The sequence below is a fragment of the Nisaea nitritireducens genome (assembly GCF_014904795.1).
GTDB classification, from domain to species: Bacteria; Pseudomonadota; Alphaproteobacteria; order Thalassobaculales; family Thalassobaculaceae; genus Nisaea; species Nisaea nitritireducens.
In genome coordinates this window covers 187423-204606 of record NZ_JACZFS010000009.1, presented here as the reverse complement: position 1 = coordinate 204606, position 17184 = coordinate 187423, and the positions used below count along the sequence as shown (strand labels likewise).

Here is a 17184-nt window from a genome sequence, read left to right as displayed (position 1 = left end):
CCTCCCTCTCAGAATTCCAAAACCATGCTGGCCAATACCGGAGCGGCCCGCAAGTCCCGCCCGATCACGGTTTCACGAGACAGATTGCCAGCCCGTCATAGCCTTTCGAGCCGACGATCTGCAGGGCCGTCGCATCAACCCGAGGGCTGGCCTTGATCATCCCGATCACCTTGCGCACGCCCTGGACGTCCACGTCCCTTGTCGCAGCTTCCAGCACCTGCCCGCCCCGGACCACATTGTCGACCAGGATAACACCGCCCGGCCGGACCAGCTTCAGGGCCCACTCGAAATAGCCGGGATTGTTCTTCTTGTCGGCATCGATGAAGGCGACGTCGAACGGCCCCACGCCATCCGCCTCGACACTCGGCAGACTGTCGAGCGCCGCACCGACGCGCACATCGATCATGTCCTGATACCCGGCGTCCCGAAAGTTGGCGCGCGCCACCTCGGCATGCAGCGGCTCGAACTCCAGCGTCACCACCGTGCCATCGGCCGGAAGCGCGCTGGCGAACCAGAGCGTGCTGTAACCGCCGAGCGTGCCGATCTCGAGCACCTTCTTCGCGCCGATCATCCGGGTAATGAGATGCAAGAACTTGCCCTGATTGGCCGAGACGCTGATGGCTGGCAGATTTGAGGCATCGCTCGCATCCAGCGCTTTCTGGAAGCCCGCCTGCTCGGGCACCAGTTCCGCCGTAAAATAATCGTCGACGGCGTTCCAGGTCTCTCTACTCATGCTTGGCTCCGGTCCCAGGTGGCGGCATCCCCATCGACGGGGAAGAAAGGCCGCTGAACATATTTCCAGTCGAAATTGGCGAGGTTCGGCGAGGTCAGCCCAGGCACGTCCACTTCCACGACCCGCTCCGGCGGGAACATGTGGGCGTAACCGGCGCGGAAATGCCCGCGCGACTTGACCACTATGCAACGTTCGGCGGCAGCATCAATTCCGAACGCGGTGAGATAATCCGGCGACAGGCACTGGGTCCGCTTCGTGATGCAGACGATCTTTATCCCGCCGACCTGCAACACTGCGGTGTCCCCGAGGTCCGTCGTCTTGCCCTCGACCATGCCGTAATTGCCTACAAAAACTCCGTCGGAGAGATGCAGCACCTCGGCGGTCACGTCGAGCTTGTCGGAGAAGCTGTTGTCTTCCTCGCTGTTCAGCGTGACGTCGATCGTCGCCCCTATACCGGCAGCCTTGGCAGCCCGGACCGCCGCCGGGTCGAAGAACACCGCGAAGGTGCAGCCGGTCACCCCGGCATCGAGAAAGGCCTTCAGGATATAGGTCGTGTTACCGCGCCCGCCGCCGCCGGGATTGTCCGCCGGGTCCGCGAACAGGATCGGCTCGCGGGAGGCATCCGCGCTGACCGCTTTCCCCAGTGCCGCCGCGTCTTCCAGCGGCATCATCTTCGGGACGTAGCGCCCTTTGTCCTTCCAGGCGGCTTCGGCCAGATCGGTCGCCACGCGCTTGGCGTCCACAGCGTCTCCCCGGGTGGTGACGATCACCGTCATGCCGTTCTTCGGCGTATCGCAGAAGGCGAAGCCGGAAAGGCAGGTCACGTTCATCACGCTGGCATCGAGCTTGGTCTGACCGAGGCGGATCAGGTCGCCATACGGATGCCCTTCTGCCGTCAGCTGGGTTACGGACGGCGCCACCAGCGGCAACCGCACCCGATACGATGCGGTCTCGACCCCGCCGAACATCTCCAGCATGGCCTTTGCCGCCTCGCAACCACGCTCATAAAGGTCGACATGGGGATTGGTGATGTAGCCGATCATCAGATCCGTCGCCTCCATCATCTCGTCCGAGACATTAGCGTGCAGGTCCAGCGTTGCGATCACCGGCACGTCCGGCCCGACGACCTCCCGCACCAGCTTGAACACCTCTCCATCCGGATCATGGGTGTGGGTCGCGCAGGCGCCGCCATGCTCGCAGATATAGACGCCATCCACCGTGCCGCCGGCTTCCAGATCCGCTTTCAGCTCGGCCAGAAACTCGTTGAAGAACTCTTCCTCGACCGGACCGGCAGGGCACGAGCCGATCACCAGAGCCGGCACAGGCTCCCATCCGGCGGGACCGCCGAATTTCTCGTCCATGATGTCATAGAACCCGCAGATCCCGACATGGATCGAGGGATGCTCGGCCCGCGCCTGACGGTCTATATCAGCGCCCTTGAACCACATATTCTCTTCGAAATCGGGACGCGCGCAGGTCGGGGCGAAGCGATTGGATTCAAGATTGAATCCGCAGATCGCGATACGTTTCTTGTTCATGAGAATCCGGTCCGGAGGCGGTGGGTGTCAGAGACGGGAAATGCAGCCTAGGACGCACAAGCCCGGCTGCCTAGCCCCCGGATGTCAATTCTGAATTGCAGAAATCCTGCAAATCAGGAGCAAAGCCATCGAAGCAGGTGCCGTCCTCGACGAGACAAAGCTCGATTGACCGTTTCCGGTTGGCCTGCTCATCCGAGAGATTGAGCAGATGCTGCATATCCATCCCGAACCGGTGCTGCTCCAGCTTGCGTTCCGCCGCGAAGCAGCGCCCCGAAATCGTGTGCTCTTCCCAGAGAGAATATAGCCCATAGCTGGCGCCGAAGACCACGGCGGCCCCACCGGCCAGGAACAGAATTCTCTGAATCAGCGCGTCTATCACCGGATCAGATATCCCGGGCATCGACAATTCCGGGAAGCGACTTGATCGCCGCCCGGAAATTCGGAGAAATTGTGTAGGTTCTGGCGAGCGCGACCTCGACCTCCTCATCATCCGTGTCGACCACAAGTTTGACCTTGCCCCGGCCCGGCTTTTCCTTGGAGATCATCTCGCAGATATGCGGGATCGGGTCCTTGTCGCGCAGGTAAATCTTGAGCCCCGCCGCCGTGCCGGAGACCGCCTTGTCCAACGCCTCGATACGGGAGACGGTGAGGCGGATGCCCTCGTCCTCGATCTTTGCGTCGGCTTTCACCAGCAATGACTGGCCCGCTTCCAGCAAGTCGCGATTGACCGCAAGCACCTCGGAGAAGACCGTGACTTCGGTGACGCCCGCCTGATCGGTGAGCTGGACGAAGGCATAGCGATTGCCCCGGCTCGAGGTACGCACGCGGGAGCCGACAACGATCCCCGCGATGATGATCCGGGCAGAATTGCCTTTCGCCTTCACGGTGGCGACAATCTGGTCCGAGCGGACCACGCCGAGCCGTTCCAGCGATGCTCCATACGCGTCGAGCGGATGGGCAGAGAGATAGAAGCCGATGGCGTCGAACTCTTCCTTCAGCCGCTCCATCGCCGGCCAGTCGAGCCGGTCCGCCAGAGCGATATCCGGCTCGGACTCAGCCGAGGAGCCGCCGAACAAGCTGACCTGATCGGAGCTGCGTTCCGCCGCCGCCGCATTGGCATGGCGCATGATTTTCTCGACGCTTTCGAACAACTGCCCCCGGTTCATGGTCAGGCAGTCGAATCCGCCTGCCCGAACCAGGTTTTCCATCAGCCGCTTGTTCACGACCGAGCCGTCGATCCGGCTGGCGAACTCGTTGATCGACTTGTAGGGGCCGTTCTCCGTGCGCTCCTTGATCAGCGCCTCCATGGCGCCCTCGCCGACATTCTTGATGGCCGTCAGCGCATAGCGGATCGCAAGCTCGCCGTTCGGGCCGACTTCCGGCACGAAATCGACGAAGGATTTGTTGATGTCCGGGCCAAGCAGATCGATACCGAGGCGCTGAATCTCCTGCCGGAAGACATTCAACTTGTCCGTATTGTTCATGTCGTAGGTCATGGACGCTGCCAGGAACTCGACCGGGTAATTCGCCTTGAGATAGGCCGTATGATAGGCGACCAGCGCATAGGCCGCCGCGTGACTCTTGTTGAAGCCGTAACCGGCGAAAGCGGCGATCTGATCGAAGATCTCCGACGCCTTCTCGGCCTTCACTTTCTGCTCGACGGCCCCCTTCACGAAAGTCTCGCGCTGGGCGTCCATCTCTTCCTTGATCTTCTTACCCATGGCGCGACGCAGAAGGTCGGCGCCGCCGAGCGTGTATCCTGAAAGCCTCTGGGCCGCCTGCTGCACCTGCTCCTGGTAGATCATGATGCCGAAGGTTTCCTTCAGCACCGGCTCCAGTACCGGATGCATGTAATCCGGCTGCTCTTCTCCGTGCTTGCAGGCGATATATTTCGGAATGTTCGCCATCGGGCCCGGACGGTATAGGGCGACGAGCGCGATGATATCCTCGAAACGGTCAGGTTTCATCCGGCGCAGCACGTCCCGCATGCCGGTACTTTCAAGCTGGAACACGCCGGTCGACTCCGCCCGCCCCAGCATCTCGTATGTCGGCCTGTCATCCAGCGGAACCTGCGAGAGGTCGATATTGATATCCCGACGCTTCAGCAAATCGACCGCATTCTGCAAGACCGAGAGCGTTTTCAGGCCAAGAAAATCGAATTTCACCAGGCCTGCTTGTTCCACCCATTTCATGTTGAACTGGGTCGCCGGCATGTCCGAGTTCGGGTCCTGATAGAGCGCAACCAGCTCATGCAGCGGCCGGTCGCCGATCACCACACCTGCGGCATGAGTCGAGGCGTTCCGGTACAATCCTTCAAGCTGCAGGCTGATCCGGATCAGCTCGCCAACCTCTTCGTCCTCTTTTTGCTGACGACGGAGCTCCGGCTCGACATCCAGCGCCTCGGCAAGCGTAACCGGGTTGGCAGGGTTGTTCGGGACCAGTTTGCAAATCCGGTCGACCTGACCGTACGGCATTTCCAGCACCCGACCGACATCGCGCAAGGCAGCGCGGGCCTGCAGTTTACCGAAGGTTATGATCTGGGCGACTTTGTCCCGGCCATAACGCTGCTGCACATACTCGATCACCTCGCCACGACGGTCCTGACAAAAATCGATATCAAAGTCAGGCATCGAGACACGTTCCGGATTGAGGAAACGTTCGAACAGCAATCCCCAGCGCAACGGATCAAGGTCGGTAATATCCAGCGAATATGCCACCAGAGAGCCAGCACCGGAACCACGGCCCGGCCCGACCGGAATGGTCCGGTCCTTGGCCCACCGGATGAAATCGGCAACGATCAGGAAGTAGCCGGGAAAGCCCATCTGCTCGATGATGCCGAGCTCAAACGCGAGCCGCTCATGATAGGGTTTCGCCGCTTCGGCGCGGGCGGCCTCGTCCATGCCTTCGGTAAAGACATGGGCTTCCAGACGTTTTTTCAGGCCCTCTTCGGACTGTGCTTTCAGCTCCTCCGCCTCGTTACGGCCCCCGACCGTATCGAAAGGCGGCAGGATCGGCGCCAGTTTCTCTGGCATGAAGCTGCACCGCCGGGCGATCACCAGCGTGTTGTCGACCGCCTCCGGTAGATCCGAGAACAGCTCCCGCATCTCCTCGGCGCTCTTGAACCGGTGATGCGGCGTAACACGGCGGCGGTTCGGGTTGCCGATCACCGTGCGCCCGGCAATGCAGAGCAGCGCGTCATGCGCCTCATACATCGCCTCGGTCGCGAAATAGCATTCGTTGGTGGCCACAAGCGGGATGTCGTGCTTGTAGGCAAGATCGAGGAAAGGCGCTTCTGTGCGCCGCTCTGTGTCGAGAAAGTGACGCTGGATTTCGACATACAGCCGGTCACCGAACAGCGCCTTCAGATCCAGCAGCGCGGTTTCCGCTTCTTCCGCCCGATTATCCAGTAACAGCCGGCCCACTTTCCCCTCGGGCCCGCCGGTCAGCGCGATCAATCCGTCGCTGCGCCCTTCCAGATCCTCGAACGGTATCTGCGGAGATTCGCCCGGGTCGGTCATGGTGAAGGACCGGCTGATCAGATCCATCAGATTACGATAGCCCGCATCGGTCTGAGCAATCAGCACGATCTGATCGGTCTGGTTCGGTGTGTGGGCTGTGCCGCCGACAACCTTGAGAGCGCTGCGCGGCTCCGAATCTGGCCTGCGGACGGCAAGCTGCCCACCGACGATGGGCTGCACGCCGGCGCCGGAGGCGGTCACAGCGAATTCAAGCGCACCGAACAGATTGCCGCTGTCGGTCATCGCCACCGCCGGCATCGCATTCTTGCTGGCAAGCGAGACAAGCTCCTTGCCCTTGATCGCTCCTTCAGCGAGCGAATAAGCGGAATGAACGCGGAGATGAACGAAATCGGCGTGAGACATGCAGCCCCCGGAACAACAGGTCGTAGATTGTTTCACAGCTCTGTGGGAGCGTCAGCATGAACAACAGGCGAACACCTGCGCCCCAAGCATAATACACTGAATTCGTTTATTTAATTGATTTCAGGGTGCCGTCGCGCAACTCCACGATCCGGTCCATTGATTGGGCGATCTCGTGGTTGTGCGTGGCGATCAGGGCAGCGATTCCCGTTGCCGAAATAATCCGGCGGAGCTGCTTGAAAACCTCCTCGGCGGTATGCGGGTCAAGGTTGCCCGTGGGCTCGTCCGCCAAGAGTACAGCCGGTACATTCGCGATGGAGCGGACGATGGCGACACGCTGCTGTTCACCACCGGACAATTTCGCCGGACGGTGGGTTTCGCGATTTTCCAGACCGACGAGTTCCAGCAACTGCCGGGCCCGGTCGCGTGCCTCGCTCTTCGACAGGCCTGAAATCAGTTGCGGCATCATCACGTTCTCAAGCGCCGAGAATTCCGGCAGCAGGTGATGGAACTGATAGACGAAGCCGATACCGTCGCGCCGGATCCGGGTGCGCTCTGCCTCGCTTGCCTGGTTGCAGTATTCACCCTGGAAGATCACTTCCCCGGTGCTCGGTGGCTCCAGCAGCCCTGCGATATGCAGCAATGTCGACTTGCCCGCGCCGGATGGCCCGACCAACGCCGTCACCTCACCCGCTTTAAGGCTGAGATCGATATCATGCAGAACCGTCAGGGTGCCGCCAGCCTCCTTGAAGCTGCGGGAGACGCCCCGTAGTTCGAGAACGGCGTCGCTTGTCGCCCCGCCCCGCGCAATGCGCTCGATATCCGACATCGGCTGCCCGTTCGGCCCCAGATCACTCATAGCGAAGAGCCTCCACCGGGTCGAGCCGGGACGCGCGCCAGGCCGGATAAATGGTCGCGGCGAAGGACAGGAACAGCGCCATGGAAACCACGGTAATCACTTCGAGGGCATCGACTTCGGCCGGAAGCTTCGATAGAAAATAGATTTCCGCCGAGAACAGTTCGGTTCCCGTCAGGCTCTGCAGGGCTTGCCGAATGGTTTCGATATTGTCGCAAAAGACCAGTCCGAGGATGGTTCCGCCAATTGTTCCGATCACGCCGATGCTGGCGCCGGACATGAAGAAGATCCGCATCACCATGCCCTTTGAGGCGCCCATGGTGCGCAGGATGGCAATATCCCGCCCCTTGTCCTTCACCAGCATGATCATCGAGGAGATGATGTTGAAGGCAGCGACCAGAATAATCAGCGTCAGGATCAGGAACATGACGTTCCGTTCGACTTCCAACGCGTTGAAGAAACTCGAATTCTGCTGCTTCCAGTCGAGGGAATACTTGTCCGCGCCGATCACCTTTCGGAGCGGCAGGCGAACTGCATCGACCTCTTGCGGATCATTCACCATCACCTCGACCGCGTTCACCGCGTCTCCGCTCTTGAAGAAGGTCTGGGCGGCCTTCAGCGGCATATAGATAAAGGTGTTGTCGTATTCATACATGCCAACATTGAAGAGTGCCGCGACCGTGAAAGCGCGCATCCTCGGCACGCTGCCGATCACGGTCGTCGTAGTGCTGGGCGAAATCAGCGTGATCTTGTCGCCGACCCCTACACGCAGACGGCGCGCCAACCGGGCGCCCATGATCACACCGCTCTTGCCGCTGAATTCCTCCAGCGACCCGGCAATGATGTTGTCGGGCACGATTTGCCGGCTGAGAAGCGCACTGGCCCTGAGGCCGCGCACCAGGGCGCCTGACGCGATGCCGTTTGCCATGGCCATGACCTGGCCTTCAAGCTGTGGCGTGACTGTCAGCACGCCCGGGATCTCACCGATCCGGACAGCCAGATCGTCAAAGCCCTGGATCGGCGCGCCTTTGCTGTAGACAGACATATGTCCGTTCAGACCGAGAATCCGGCCGACCAGCTCCGCCCGGAAGCCGTTCATCACCGACATGACGATGATCAGCGTCGCAACCCCGAGACCGATGCCGAGCAGGGAAAACCCCGCAATGACGGAGATAAAGCCTTCCTGGCGGCGGGAGCGCAGATACCGCATGGCCACCATGCGCTCGAAAGTGCCGAACATTAAGAACCCCTTAGAGCCGGACCCCAATCAGGAAGCGAACCTGTTCAATGCCGCTTCCGGTGTCATTTCCTCGACCGCGCCGCTCTTGCGGTTCTTCACCTCGACCACGCCGGACTTAAGCCCGCGCGGCCCGACGAGAACCTGCCACGGCACGCCGATCAGGTCGAGATTGGCCATCTTCGCGCCCGGACGCTCGTCCCGATCGTCGATCAATGTCTCGATCCCCGCCGCCGAGAGCTTGGCATATAGGTCTTCGCAGACCGCAGTGCATCCCTCGTCATCGGTTTTCAGGTTTGCGATGCCGACGGTGAAGGGCGCGACCTGCTCCGGCCAGATGATGCCCCTGTCGTCGTGGCTGGCCTCGATAATCGCGCCGACCAGACGCGAGACGCCAACACCGTAGGACCCCATATGCACAGGCACGTCCCCGCCTTCCGGCGTCGAGACCACGGCTCCCAGGGGCTCCGAGTACTTGGTGCCGAAATAGAAGATCTGGCCGACCTCGATGCCCCGGCGTTCCTTCAGGTTCGCCTCGGGAACCGGTGCCTCGCCCGGAACATGCTTCTCATCCGTCGCGGCGTAGAGCGAGGTATAGCGCTCGACGATCGCATTCACTTCATCCATGTCCGCGTAATTCACGTTCATGTTGGCGAAGTCCTGGCTCTCCCAGGCTTTGTCGTAGAACACACCGCTCTCACCGGTATCGGCGAGAACAATGAATTCATGGGAAAGGTCGCCGCCGATCGGGCCGGTATCGGCCTTCATCGGGATCGCGCTCAGCCCCATGCGGGCATAGGTCTTCAGGTAAGCGACGAACATCTTATTGTAGGCGTCAACCGCACCTTCATAGGTCGTGTCGAAGGAGTAATTATCCTTCATCAGGAACTCACGACCGCGCATAACGCCAAACCGGGGCCGCACCTCGTCCCTGAACTTCCACTGGATATGGTAGAGCATCAGCGGCAGCGCCTTGTAGCTGCGCACATGGCTCCGGAAGATGTCGGTGATCAGTTCCTCGTTGGTCGGACCGTAGAGCATGTCCCGCCCGTGCCGGTCCTCGATCCGCAGCATTTCCTTGCCGTAATCGTCGTACCGGCCACTTTCCCGCCAGAGATCGGCGGACTGGATGGTCGGCATCAGGACTTCCTGGGCGCCGGCCGCATCCTGTTCCTCGCGGACGATCTGCTCGATCTTGCGCAAAACCTTGTAGCCAAGCGGAAGCCAGGAATAGATCCCGGCGCTGGACTGCTGGATCATCCCCGCGCGCAGCATCAGGCGATGGGAGACGATCTGCGCCTCCTTCGGATTTTCGCGCAGCGTGGGCAGAAAATAAGCGGAAAGACGCATGGAATCCTCTGTGGTCTGGAAGTCTTGTCCCTGACAGCACGGGGCTGCGCAACAGGGCAGTAAAGCGCCGCGACACTCTATGGAAAGGCTTTTCAGCTGTCCAAACGAAAACGCGGCCGGAGAGCCGGCCGCGCGTTTGTCGGTTTTCTCTGCATTTCGGGCAGTCTGGATTAGCTCGGTGGCATTCCGCCCCGGATCCCGAAATTGAGCAGCCCCATCCAGAACCGCTCGAGCTCCCGGTATACCGTGCTCGACTCGTTCAACCGTTCGGGGCTTCCACCGGATTCCCCAAGGGCCGAAGCGTGACGATCAAACATGTCCGTGACAAAGCTGCAGAGCTCCAGCCCTTTATCGGAGAGCTTCACCCTGATCGAGCGGCGGTCATGCGCGGACCGTTCCTGCGCGAGATAACCGTTCTCGACCATTTTGCGGACATTGTAGGACACGTTAGAGCCGAGATAGTAGCCCCGGTTCGTCAGCTCCCCGACCGTCAACTCCTCGCTCCCGATATTGAACAATATCAAGGCCTGGATGTTGTTGATGTCTTCGATCCCCTTACGATCGAGCTCCATCTTAACAACTTCAAGAAATTGCCTGTGGAGACGCTCGATCAGTTTGATCGCTTCCAAATACTCGTTTTTGACCGCGGAAGGGTCCGCTGCATTCTGGTCCGGTGTCGTCACGCCCGACATAAGCCTCCGAACTCCAATATTAGCTATGAATTCGATACAATAGTGCTCGTTCTTGTAGCGTCAAAAAGCCGTAATACGCAACCTAATTGCCGCGAAGCTTCTTGAAGACCGCAGAGAAATCCAGAGCGCCATTACCTTCGGCGACGAACTTTCCATAGAATTCCGCGGCCTTACCCCCCATCGGGGTTGTGGCTTTGGCGGATTCCGCTGCCTGTTGGGCCAGATCGAGATCCTTCAACATCATCGCCGCGCTGAAGCCAGGTTGGTAATCCCGATTCGCCGGTGAAGTCGGAACCGGACCCGGGACTGGGCAGTAACTTGTCATTGCCCAGCATTGTCCGGAAGACTTCGAACTGATGTCGAAGAGCTTCTGCCGGTCAAGACCGAGCTTGTCAGCCAGGGCGAAGGCTTCGGACACAGCAATCATAGAAATGCCGAGCACCATGTTGTTACAGATCTTGGCGGCCTGGCCACTGCCGCTGGCACCTGCATGGACAATCGTCGCCCCCATGATATCGAGCAGCGGACTGGCTCGCTCGAACGCCGCGTCGTCGCCACCGACCATAAAGGTCAGAGTGCCGGCCTCGGCCCCACCGGTCCCGCCGGAAACCGGCGCGTCGAGCATGAGAAAACCTTTCGCAGCCGCATCCGCCGCCACGGCTCGCGATGTATCCACGTCGATGGTTGAGCAGTCGATAAAAAATGTCCCCGGAGCCGCGTTAGGGAAGACACTTTCCTCATAAACCGCCCGGACATGCTTGCCCGCCGGTAACATGGTGACCACCACCTCGGCGCCGCTCACGACTTCGGCAGCACTTTCAGCTGCAGTGCCACCAGCTGCAGCCAGCTTTTCCAGGCTCTCGGCGGAAAGATCGAAGCCGCGTACGGCGTGGCCCGCGCCAAGCAGGTTCTTGGCCATCGGCAGGCCCATATTGCCAAGCCCGATGAATGCGATGGTGGTCATTTGAAAGCTCCCTCGTCCTCACTTGTTTTCTTATAGCCAGGGCCCTGTGCCGCTTGATGCTTTCAGAGCCCGATCTTGCCGTCTGTCGAGAAATACCCCGCGACGGCCTCAGGTGTGACCGCGTCCAGTGTCGCCGGCGACCATTTCGGCGCCCGGTCCTTGTCGACCAGCAGCGCTCGCACGCCCTCGAAGAAATCTTCGGCTACCAGGAAGCTCTGAACCATGGTGAATTCCATCTCCAGATCCTCGGCAAGGCTGGCACAGCGCGCGCCGCGGCGCACCATCTCCAGCGTGACCTTGAGACTGGTCGGAGAACGGTGCTCAAGCAAGGCAGCGGTCTCTTCACCGAAACTGCCGCCGTCGGCCTTCAGGGCTGCAAGAATATCCTCGATCCGGTCATGGGAGAACGCGCTGTCGATCACCGAACGATGCTCCGCCAATGGCGCATCACCGCAGGCAGCAGAATGCTCGGAAAGCAGAACCTCGATCCGGCCCGCAGCGTCCCCCTTAAGGTCAAGCGCCAACAGCTCTTCACGCAATGCCGGCAGAGACTCGCTTGGGACGAAATGCGTGGCCGCCTCGATATAAAAACAATCAGCCGCCTTCACAGGCGCGCCGGTGAGCGCAAGATAGGTTCCGAGCTCGCCCGGGCAACGCGGCAGGAACCAGCCGCCACCAACATCCGGGAACAGACCGATACCTGTCTCCGGCATGGCGAAAAGCGTCCGGTCGGTCGCGACCCGGAAGTCACCATGCACCGAGATGCCGACACCGCCGCCCATGGTTACGCCGTCAAGCAACGCGATATAAGGCTTCGGATAGTCGGAAATCGAGCGGTTCAGACGATATTCCTCGCCGAAGAAGTCCAGCATCAGCTTGGTCGGCTTGCTTGTATCGCCAGCTTCCAGCCGGGAGCGGCGCACGGCGACGACATCCCCACCGGCGCAGAATGACTTTTCTCCGGCGCCCTCGACCAGGATCGCCCCGACTTTCGGATCTTCGGCCCAGGCGTCGAGTTGCACCTGCATTGCCCGGATCATTTCAAGCGTCAGCGAGTTCAGCGCGCGCTGGCGGTCCAGGGTGATACAGCCAATCGCGCCCTGTACTTCAAAACGAACGTCGTCAGTCATTGATCCCATTCCGTGAGGAGTTTGCGCGCGATGATCACACGCATGATTTCGTTGGTCCCTTCAAGAATCTGGTGCACCCGCAGGTCCCGCACCAGTCTTTCCAGCGGGAAGTCGCCAAGATAACCGTATCCGCCATGGATCTGCAGTGCCTCGTTGCAGATCCGCGAGCAGAGGTCTGTCGCGAAGCGTTTCGCCATGGCGCAATGCTTGGTCGCCTCCGGAGTCTTCCGGTCCAGGCTGTCCGCTGCCCGGTGCACCATCAACCTTGCCGCATCGAGTTCTGTCGCCATATCGGCGAGCTTGAACTGGATGGCCTGGAATTCGTTCAGCTTCTTGCCGAACTGGGCGCGGTCCGCCGCATAGGACAATGCAGCTTCCAATGCCGCACGGGCGCCACCGAGGGAACAGGCCGCGATATTGATCCGCCCGCCATCGAGACCGGCCATGGCGATCTTGAAGCCGTCGCCCTCGTTACCGACGAGATTATCCCTCGGCACCGGGCAATTCTCGAAATTCACCATGGAGGTGTGCTGGCTGTGCCAGCCCATCTTGCGCTCCTTCTTGCCGAAAGAGAGCCCGTCTGTACCGCTTTCCACCAACAAGCAGGAGACCCCACCGGCGCCGTCTCCGCCGGTGCGCGACATGACGGCGTAGAGATCGCTGGTCGGCCCGCCGGAGATGAAGGCCTTTGCGCCCGTCATCCGGAATGTGCTGTTGCCCTCCGGTGTGGCGCGGGTTTTCAGCGAGGCCGCGTCCGAGCCCGCACCTGGCTCTGTCAGGCAATAGCTCGACATCAGCTCCATGCTGGTCAGCTTCGGCAGAAACCGCGCCCGGACCTCGTCCGACCCGAACCGGTCGATCATCCAGGAGACCATGTTGTGGATCGAGATATAGGCCGCAGTCGAGGGGCAGCCCGCGGACAGCTCCTCGAAGATGATCGCGGCATCCAGCCGGGTCAGGCCGGAGCCGCCATGCTCCTCGCCGACATAAATTCCGGCCAACCCGAGTTCCGCCGCTTTGCGAATCTCCTCGACCGGAAAGATCTCTTCCTCGTCCCAGCGCGCGGCGTTCGGGGTGAAATGCTCTGCCGTGAAGGCGCGGGCCATATCCTGAATGGCGCGCTGTTCCTCGTTCAGCTGGAAATCCATCTTTAATCCTCCATAACCGGCGCGTGTTCTTGGCGGCACACATTCGGGCGGCGGATCATAGGCGGCACCCTGCCGGTGTTCAATGCCTGCGCAGTTCAGTGTGAGCCGTCGTAGACATCCCTAACAAGAGTGCGACAACCGGTGCCTTTTCACCGGCCTCTCTCCGCTTTACCATCCGTTGCGAGAGAAACGCCTGCTGGTTAACGAACAAGGCTCAAGAAAATGCCCCTGAACGGATCCGCCCCGCACCTGTCCGCGACCGACAATACGCTGAACACCGGTTCAGGGTTCCCGTCGATCCGCATGCGTCGTAACCGGCAGACCGACTGGTCACGGCGGCTTGTGGCGGAAAACAGACTGTCCGTCGACGATCTGATCTGGCCGGTTTTCGTCCGTGTCGGCCATGGCCTGGAAGAGCCGGTCGACTCGATGCCCGGCGTGTTTCGCTATTCCGTCGACCGGTTGCCGGAAGTCGTCGGCAAGGCTCGCGATCTCGGCATTCCGGCCGTCGCCCTCTTCCCGTTTACAGAGCCGGAACTGAAAGACGAGACCGGCAGTTACTCCGAACGCGACGATAATCTGGTCTGCGAAGCCGTACGCGCGATCAAGGCCTCCGTGCCGGATATCGGTGTTATGTGCGACGTTGCTCTCGATCCCTATACCAGCCATGGCCACGACGGTGTGCTTGAGGGTGACCGCATCCTGAATGACGAGAGCGTCGAGATCCTGTGCCGCCAGGCCCTGGCTCAGGCCCGTGCGGGCTGCGACATCGTAGCGCCATCGGACATGATGGACGGGCGCATCGCCGCTATCCGCAAAGCCCTCGACACGCACGGCTTCGACAATGTGCAGATCATGGCCTATTCGGCGAAATACGCTTCCGCCTTCTACGGGCCTTTCCGGGACGCTGTGGGCTCGTCAGGTACTCTCGGCAAGGCCAGCAAGTCGACCTATCAGATGGATTCGGCAAATACTGACGAGGCCTTGCGCGAAGTCGCCCTCGACATTGCAGAAGGCGCGGACATGGTCATGGTCAAACCGGGCATGCCCTATCTCGACATCGTGCGCCGGGTGAAGGACACCTTCTCCATGCCGACCTACGCCTATCAGGTGAGCGGCGAATACGCGATGATCTCCGCCGCCGGCCTGAACGGCTGGATCGACCGTGAGCGGGCTATGGTGGAAAGCCTGCTTGGCTTCAAGCGCGCAGGTGCGGATGGCATCCTGACCTACTTCGCAATCGAGGTTGCCGAGCGGTTGAGGACTGGCTGATCCCCATCGGTTTGCTTGCCTGACAGGGCTGTAACCTTAATCACCCGTCAACCATTTTCCCCCTATAACGCCCCGAAGAGATTGCGTGGGCGACCTTCGGCCATGCGGTTATATCCAGCTGCAGGGTAAAGAACACATGCGGACCTATAAATCGTGCCTCCATATCGCTGTTGGAACGTTTTTGGCAGTCTCTTTGATGACGTCAGGGACAAGCGCCAAGGCCGATATGATCGAGGTCAGCGGCACAGGTATCGCACTCGGAATTGCGGCCAAGCTCGGAAGCCAGCTTCACTCCGGTTCTCCGGCAGACAAAGTAACAGTTCTCCCCAGCATGGGGTCCGGCGGCGGCCTGAAAGCATTGCGCGACGGTATTATTGATGCGTCTTTTTCAGCGCGAAAACTGAAGGATTCCGAAAAAGCGCATGGGCTTCACGAAACTCATTGCATGCGCACGCCCCTGGTATTTGCAACGACACACCCGGCTCCAGGCAACTTCAATCAGAGCGAGTTGCCTGAAATCTATGAAAACATCCTGCCGAAATGGGATGACGGCACCCAACTCAAAGTCATTCTCAGGTCCCGCAGCGGCTCGGAGATGCCTTATCTCGCCTCGAAAGTTCCAGGCCTTGAAAAGCAGTTCGAGGCGGCCTTCAAGCGCCCCGATATCGCGATTGGAACAAGCGACCAGATCAACGCGTCTCTTGTGCGGGAGATTACCGGATCCCTTGGCATCATGACCCTCCTGCAGATCAAGGCGGAAGAACTCGATTTCAACCTCGCTTCGATAGATGGTGTGAAGCCCAGCGCAGCGACCGTATCGGATCGGAGCTACCCGTTTTCCCTTCGAGTTTGCCTCGTTCTTCCGAAAAAACCGACGCATCTGGCCCGGAAACTGGCCGAACAGATGATCTCGCCGGAGGGACAGAAGATGATCTTCGACATGGGCGCGTCCCCGTCGGACTGAGGCCGTTTCATGTCGATAATTTCAAACCCGATGCGGCTCATCGCACTGATCGAAAAGCTGGCCATAGCGCTGGCCATTGTCATCGCGCTTGTTCCTTTGCTGGTCTTTGCATTTTTGGACTACCAAAAACTCACGGAAGTCGCCGAGTACAAAGCAACCATATCCGCCAACACAGTCGCCCGGTACGCCTATAGAAACGGCGCACGATGGAAATATGCCGGCCACCGGTTACCGGAATTACTAGCGCGCGAACTCCCCGACAACGAGACACACCAGGCACTTCTGGCCATTGACGGAGAAATACTGGCCGAGGTAGGCCCCGTAATCGGGCGCCCGGCACTGACAACCAGCATACCCGTAACGGAAAGCGGTAGAACGATTGCCTATGTTTCGATCACTGTATCTCTGAACAAATTCATTCATGACATCACGACTGCCAGCTTTTTCACGATCGGTCTTGCTGCTCTTTTCTATGTGTTTCTGAGGTCCATTCCGCTCCGTGCCTTGCGAAAAACAGCCCTGTCCCTCGCGGAAACGGAGTCTTCGTTGCGTCAGCAGGTCGAACTGACCCAGAAAGCACTCGACACGGCCAACGAACAGCGCTTCCAGGCGGAAGCCGCCGGGCACGCAAAATCCGAATTCCTGACCCACATGAGTCACGAATTGAGGACCCCACTCAACGCGATTATTGGCTTCTCGGATCTGATTTCAGGCGGTCATCTCGGCGACCAGCCCGCCAAATACAAGGAATATGCCGACGATATCAATGTGAGCGGCAAGCACCTGCTTGAACTGGTCAGCGAAATCCTGGATATGGCCAAGATCGAGAACGGCGAACAACAACTGACGCTTTCACCAACAAGTGGCGTCATTCTGGCGAGCGAATGTATCCGCCTGACAGCCGATCTCGCATCCCGGAAACAGATAGAGATCAACCTGATACAGCCCGAGAGCGAGCTGGAACCGGCCATGCTCGACCGCATTCGTGTGCGCCAGATTCTGATCAACCTGCTCTCAAACGCCATCAAGTTCACGCCGGAAGGCGGTTCAGTCTCGTGCGAGGTCGCGTCCACCCCGGACGAAAGACTAACCTTCATCATCAGCGACACCGGTGTCGGCATGACCGAGAGCGAGATAAAGGTCGCGCTGAAACCGTTCCAGCAGGTTGCGCGCAACGCATCGCTTGCATCCGAGGGAACCGGGCTCGGCCTGCCGCTCGCCGAGGCGCTGACAAGGCTGCACAACGGCACCCTCGACATTCAGAGCCAGCCCGGTAAAGGCACCCGAGTCACGGTCAGCTTTCCGCGCGGCTCACAAGACGCGAACAACACCCAACTCGACGCTTCGCAATCAAGCCTCGCCGTATGCTGATTTAACTGATCCTGGTCTCTATCACTGGCCGGCGGTGCGGCGGTGCGGCCT

The 17184-nt window shown here is 60.1% G+C and carries 14 protein-coding genes; 3 read left to right on the top strand and 11 right to left on the bottom strand.

Annotation, left to right across the window (positions count from 1 at the left end):
* Window positions 1-64 precede the first annotated feature (64 nt).
* From IG629_RS02540 to IG629_RS02490, 11 genes are all read right to left on the bottom strand, one after another.
* Complete coding sequence (locus IG629_RS02540) at window positions 65-733, bottom strand: O-methyltransferase (RefSeq protein WP_193170413.1); 669 nt, start codon at window positions 731-733, stop codon at window positions 65-67.
* The gene (locus IG629_RS02535; protein ID WP_193170412.1) at window positions 730-2271 is read right to left on the bottom strand and encodes a M81 family metallopeptidase; all 1542 of its coding nucleotides are present in this window, start codon (window positions 2269-2271) and stop codon (window positions 730-732) included. The genes IG629_RS02540 and IG629_RS02535 overlap by 4 nt, the downstream gene beginning before the upstream one ends.
* 70 nt (window positions 2272-2341) lie before the next feature.
* Window positions 2342-2671 (bottom strand): hypothetical protein, encoded by a 330-nt coding sequence (locus IG629_RS02530; protein WP_193170411.1) that lies wholly within the window; start codon window positions 2669-2671, stop codon window positions 2342-2344.
* On the bottom strand, window positions 2655-6152 hold the full coding sequence (gene dnaE, locus IG629_RS02525; RefSeq protein ID WP_193170410.1) for a DNA polymerase III subunit alpha: 3498 nt from the start codon (window positions 6150-6152) through the stop codon (window positions 2655-2657). The genes IG629_RS02530 and dnaE overlap by 17 nt, the downstream gene beginning before the upstream one ends.
* A gap of 106 nt (window positions 6153-6258) precedes the next feature.
* Window positions 6259-7008, bottom strand: a complete 750-nt coding sequence (locus IG629_RS02520; protein ID WP_226886390.1) for an ABC transporter ATP-binding protein — start codon at window positions 7006-7008, stop codon at window positions 6259-6261.
* Complete coding sequence (locus IG629_RS02515; RefSeq protein WP_193170409.1) at window positions 7001-8245, bottom strand: lipoprotein-releasing ABC transporter permease subunit; 1245 nt, start codon at window positions 8243-8245, stop codon at window positions 7001-7003. Before IG629_RS02515 ends, IG629_RS02520 begins: the two co-directional genes overlap by 8 nt.
* A 27-nt stretch (window positions 8246-8272) precedes the next feature.
* Window positions 8273-9592 (bottom strand): proline--tRNA ligase, encoded by a 1320-nt coding sequence (gene proS, locus IG629_RS02510; RefSeq protein ID WP_193170408.1) that lies wholly within the window; start codon window positions 9590-9592, stop codon window positions 8273-8275.
* Window positions 9593-9762: 170 nt separating this feature from the next.
* Window positions 9763-10284 (bottom strand): MarR family winged helix-turn-helix transcriptional regulator, encoded by a 522-nt coding sequence (locus IG629_RS02505; RefSeq protein WP_193170407.1) that lies wholly within the window; start codon window positions 10282-10284, stop codon window positions 9763-9765.
* 82 nt (window positions 10285-10366) lie between these two features.
* Window positions 10367-11248, bottom strand: coding sequence for a 3-hydroxyisobutyrate dehydrogenase (gene mmsB, locus IG629_RS02500; protein ID WP_193170406.1), 882 nt, complete (start codon window positions 11246-11248; stop codon window positions 10367-10369).
* Window positions 11249-11310: 62 nt separating this feature from the next.
* Entirely contained in the window at window positions 11311-12378 is a 1068-nt protein-coding gene (locus IG629_RS02495; RefSeq protein WP_193170405.1) for an enoyl-CoA hydratase/isomerase family protein, read from the bottom strand.
* Complete coding sequence (locus IG629_RS02490) at window positions 12375-13526, bottom strand: acyl-CoA dehydrogenase family protein (RefSeq protein ID WP_193170404.1); 1152 nt, start codon at window positions 13524-13526, stop codon at window positions 12375-12377. Before IG629_RS02490 ends, IG629_RS02495 begins: the two co-directional genes overlap by 4 nt.
* Before the next feature lie 222 nt (window positions 13527-13748).
* On the opposite strand from IG629_RS02490, the gene hemB reads away from it, so the two are divergent.
* From hemB to IG629_RS02475, 3 genes are all read left to right on the top strand, one after another.
* On the top strand, window positions 13749-14798 hold the full coding sequence (gene hemB, locus IG629_RS02485; RefSeq protein WP_226886389.1) for a porphobilinogen synthase: 1050 nt from the start codon (window positions 13749-13751) through the stop codon (window positions 14796-14798).
* Window positions 14799-14994: 196 nt separating this feature from the next.
* Entirely contained in the window at window positions 14995-15762 is a 768-nt protein-coding gene (locus tag IG629_RS02480; RefSeq protein ID WP_193170403.1) for a PstS family phosphate ABC transporter substrate-binding protein, read from the top strand.
* 9 nt (window positions 15763-15771) lie between these two features.
* Window positions 15772-17133 (top strand): sensor histidine kinase, encoded by a 1362-nt coding sequence (locus tag IG629_RS02475; RefSeq protein ID WP_193170402.1) that lies wholly within the window; start codon window positions 15772-15774, stop codon window positions 17131-17133.
* Window positions 17134-17184 lie beyond the last annotated feature (51 nt).

What these genes read in the sequence shown, in the direction of transcription:
- IG629_RS02540 (WP_193170413.1), bottom strand. Translation starts at nt 733, where the DNA reads ATGAGTAGAGAGACCTGGAACGCCGTCGACGATTATTTTACGGCGGAA.
- IG629_RS02535 (WP_193170412.1), bottom strand. Translation starts at nt 2,271, where the DNA reads ATGAACAAGAAACGTATCGCGATCTGCGGATTCAATCTTGAATCCAAT.
- IG629_RS02530 (WP_193170411.1), bottom strand. Translation starts at nt 2,671, where the DNA reads ATGCCCGGGATATCTGATCCGGTGATAGACGCGCTGATTCAGAGAATT.
- dnaE (WP_193170410.1), bottom strand. Translation starts at nt 6,152, where the DNA reads ATGTCTCACGCCGATTTCGTTCATCTCCGCGTTCATTCCGCTTATTCG.
- IG629_RS02520 (WP_226886390.1), bottom strand. Translation starts at nt 7,008, where the DNA reads ATGAGTGATCTGGGGCCGAACGGGCAGCCGATGTCGGATATCGAGCGC.
- IG629_RS02515 (WP_193170409.1), bottom strand. Translation starts at nt 8,245, where the DNA reads ATGTTCGGCACTTTCGAGCGCATGGTGGCCATGCGGTATCTGCGCTCC.
- proS (WP_193170408.1), bottom strand. Translation starts at nt 9,592, where the DNA reads ATGCGTCTTTCCGCTTATTTTCTGCCCACGCTGCGCGAAAATCCGAAG.
- IG629_RS02505 (WP_193170407.1), bottom strand. Translation starts at nt 10,284, where the DNA reads ATGTCGGGCGTGACGACACCGGACCAGAATGCAGCGGACCCTTCCGCG.
- mmsB (WP_193170406.1), bottom strand. Translation starts at nt 11,248, where the DNA reads ATGACCACCATCGCATTCATCGGGCTTGGCAATATGGGCCTGCCGATG.
- IG629_RS02495 (WP_193170405.1), bottom strand. Translation starts at nt 12,378, where the DNA reads ATGACTGACGACGTTCGTTTTGAAGTACAGGGCGCGATTGGCTGTATC.
- IG629_RS02490 (WP_193170404.1), bottom strand. Translation starts at nt 13,526, where the DNA reads ATGGATTTCCAGCTGAACGAGGAACAGCGCGCCATTCAGGATATGGCC.
- hemB (WP_226886389.1), top strand. Translation starts at nt 13,749, where the DNA reads ATGCCCCTGAACGGATCCGCCCCGCACCTGTCCGCGACCGACAATACG.
- IG629_RS02480 (WP_193170403.1), top strand. Translation starts at nt 14,995, where the DNA reads ATGACGTCAGGGACAAGCGCCAAGGCCGATATGATCGAGGTCAGCGGC.
- IG629_RS02475 (WP_193170402.1), top strand. Translation starts at nt 15,772, where the DNA reads ATGTCGATAATTTCAAACCCGATGCGGCTCATCGCACTGATCGAAAAG.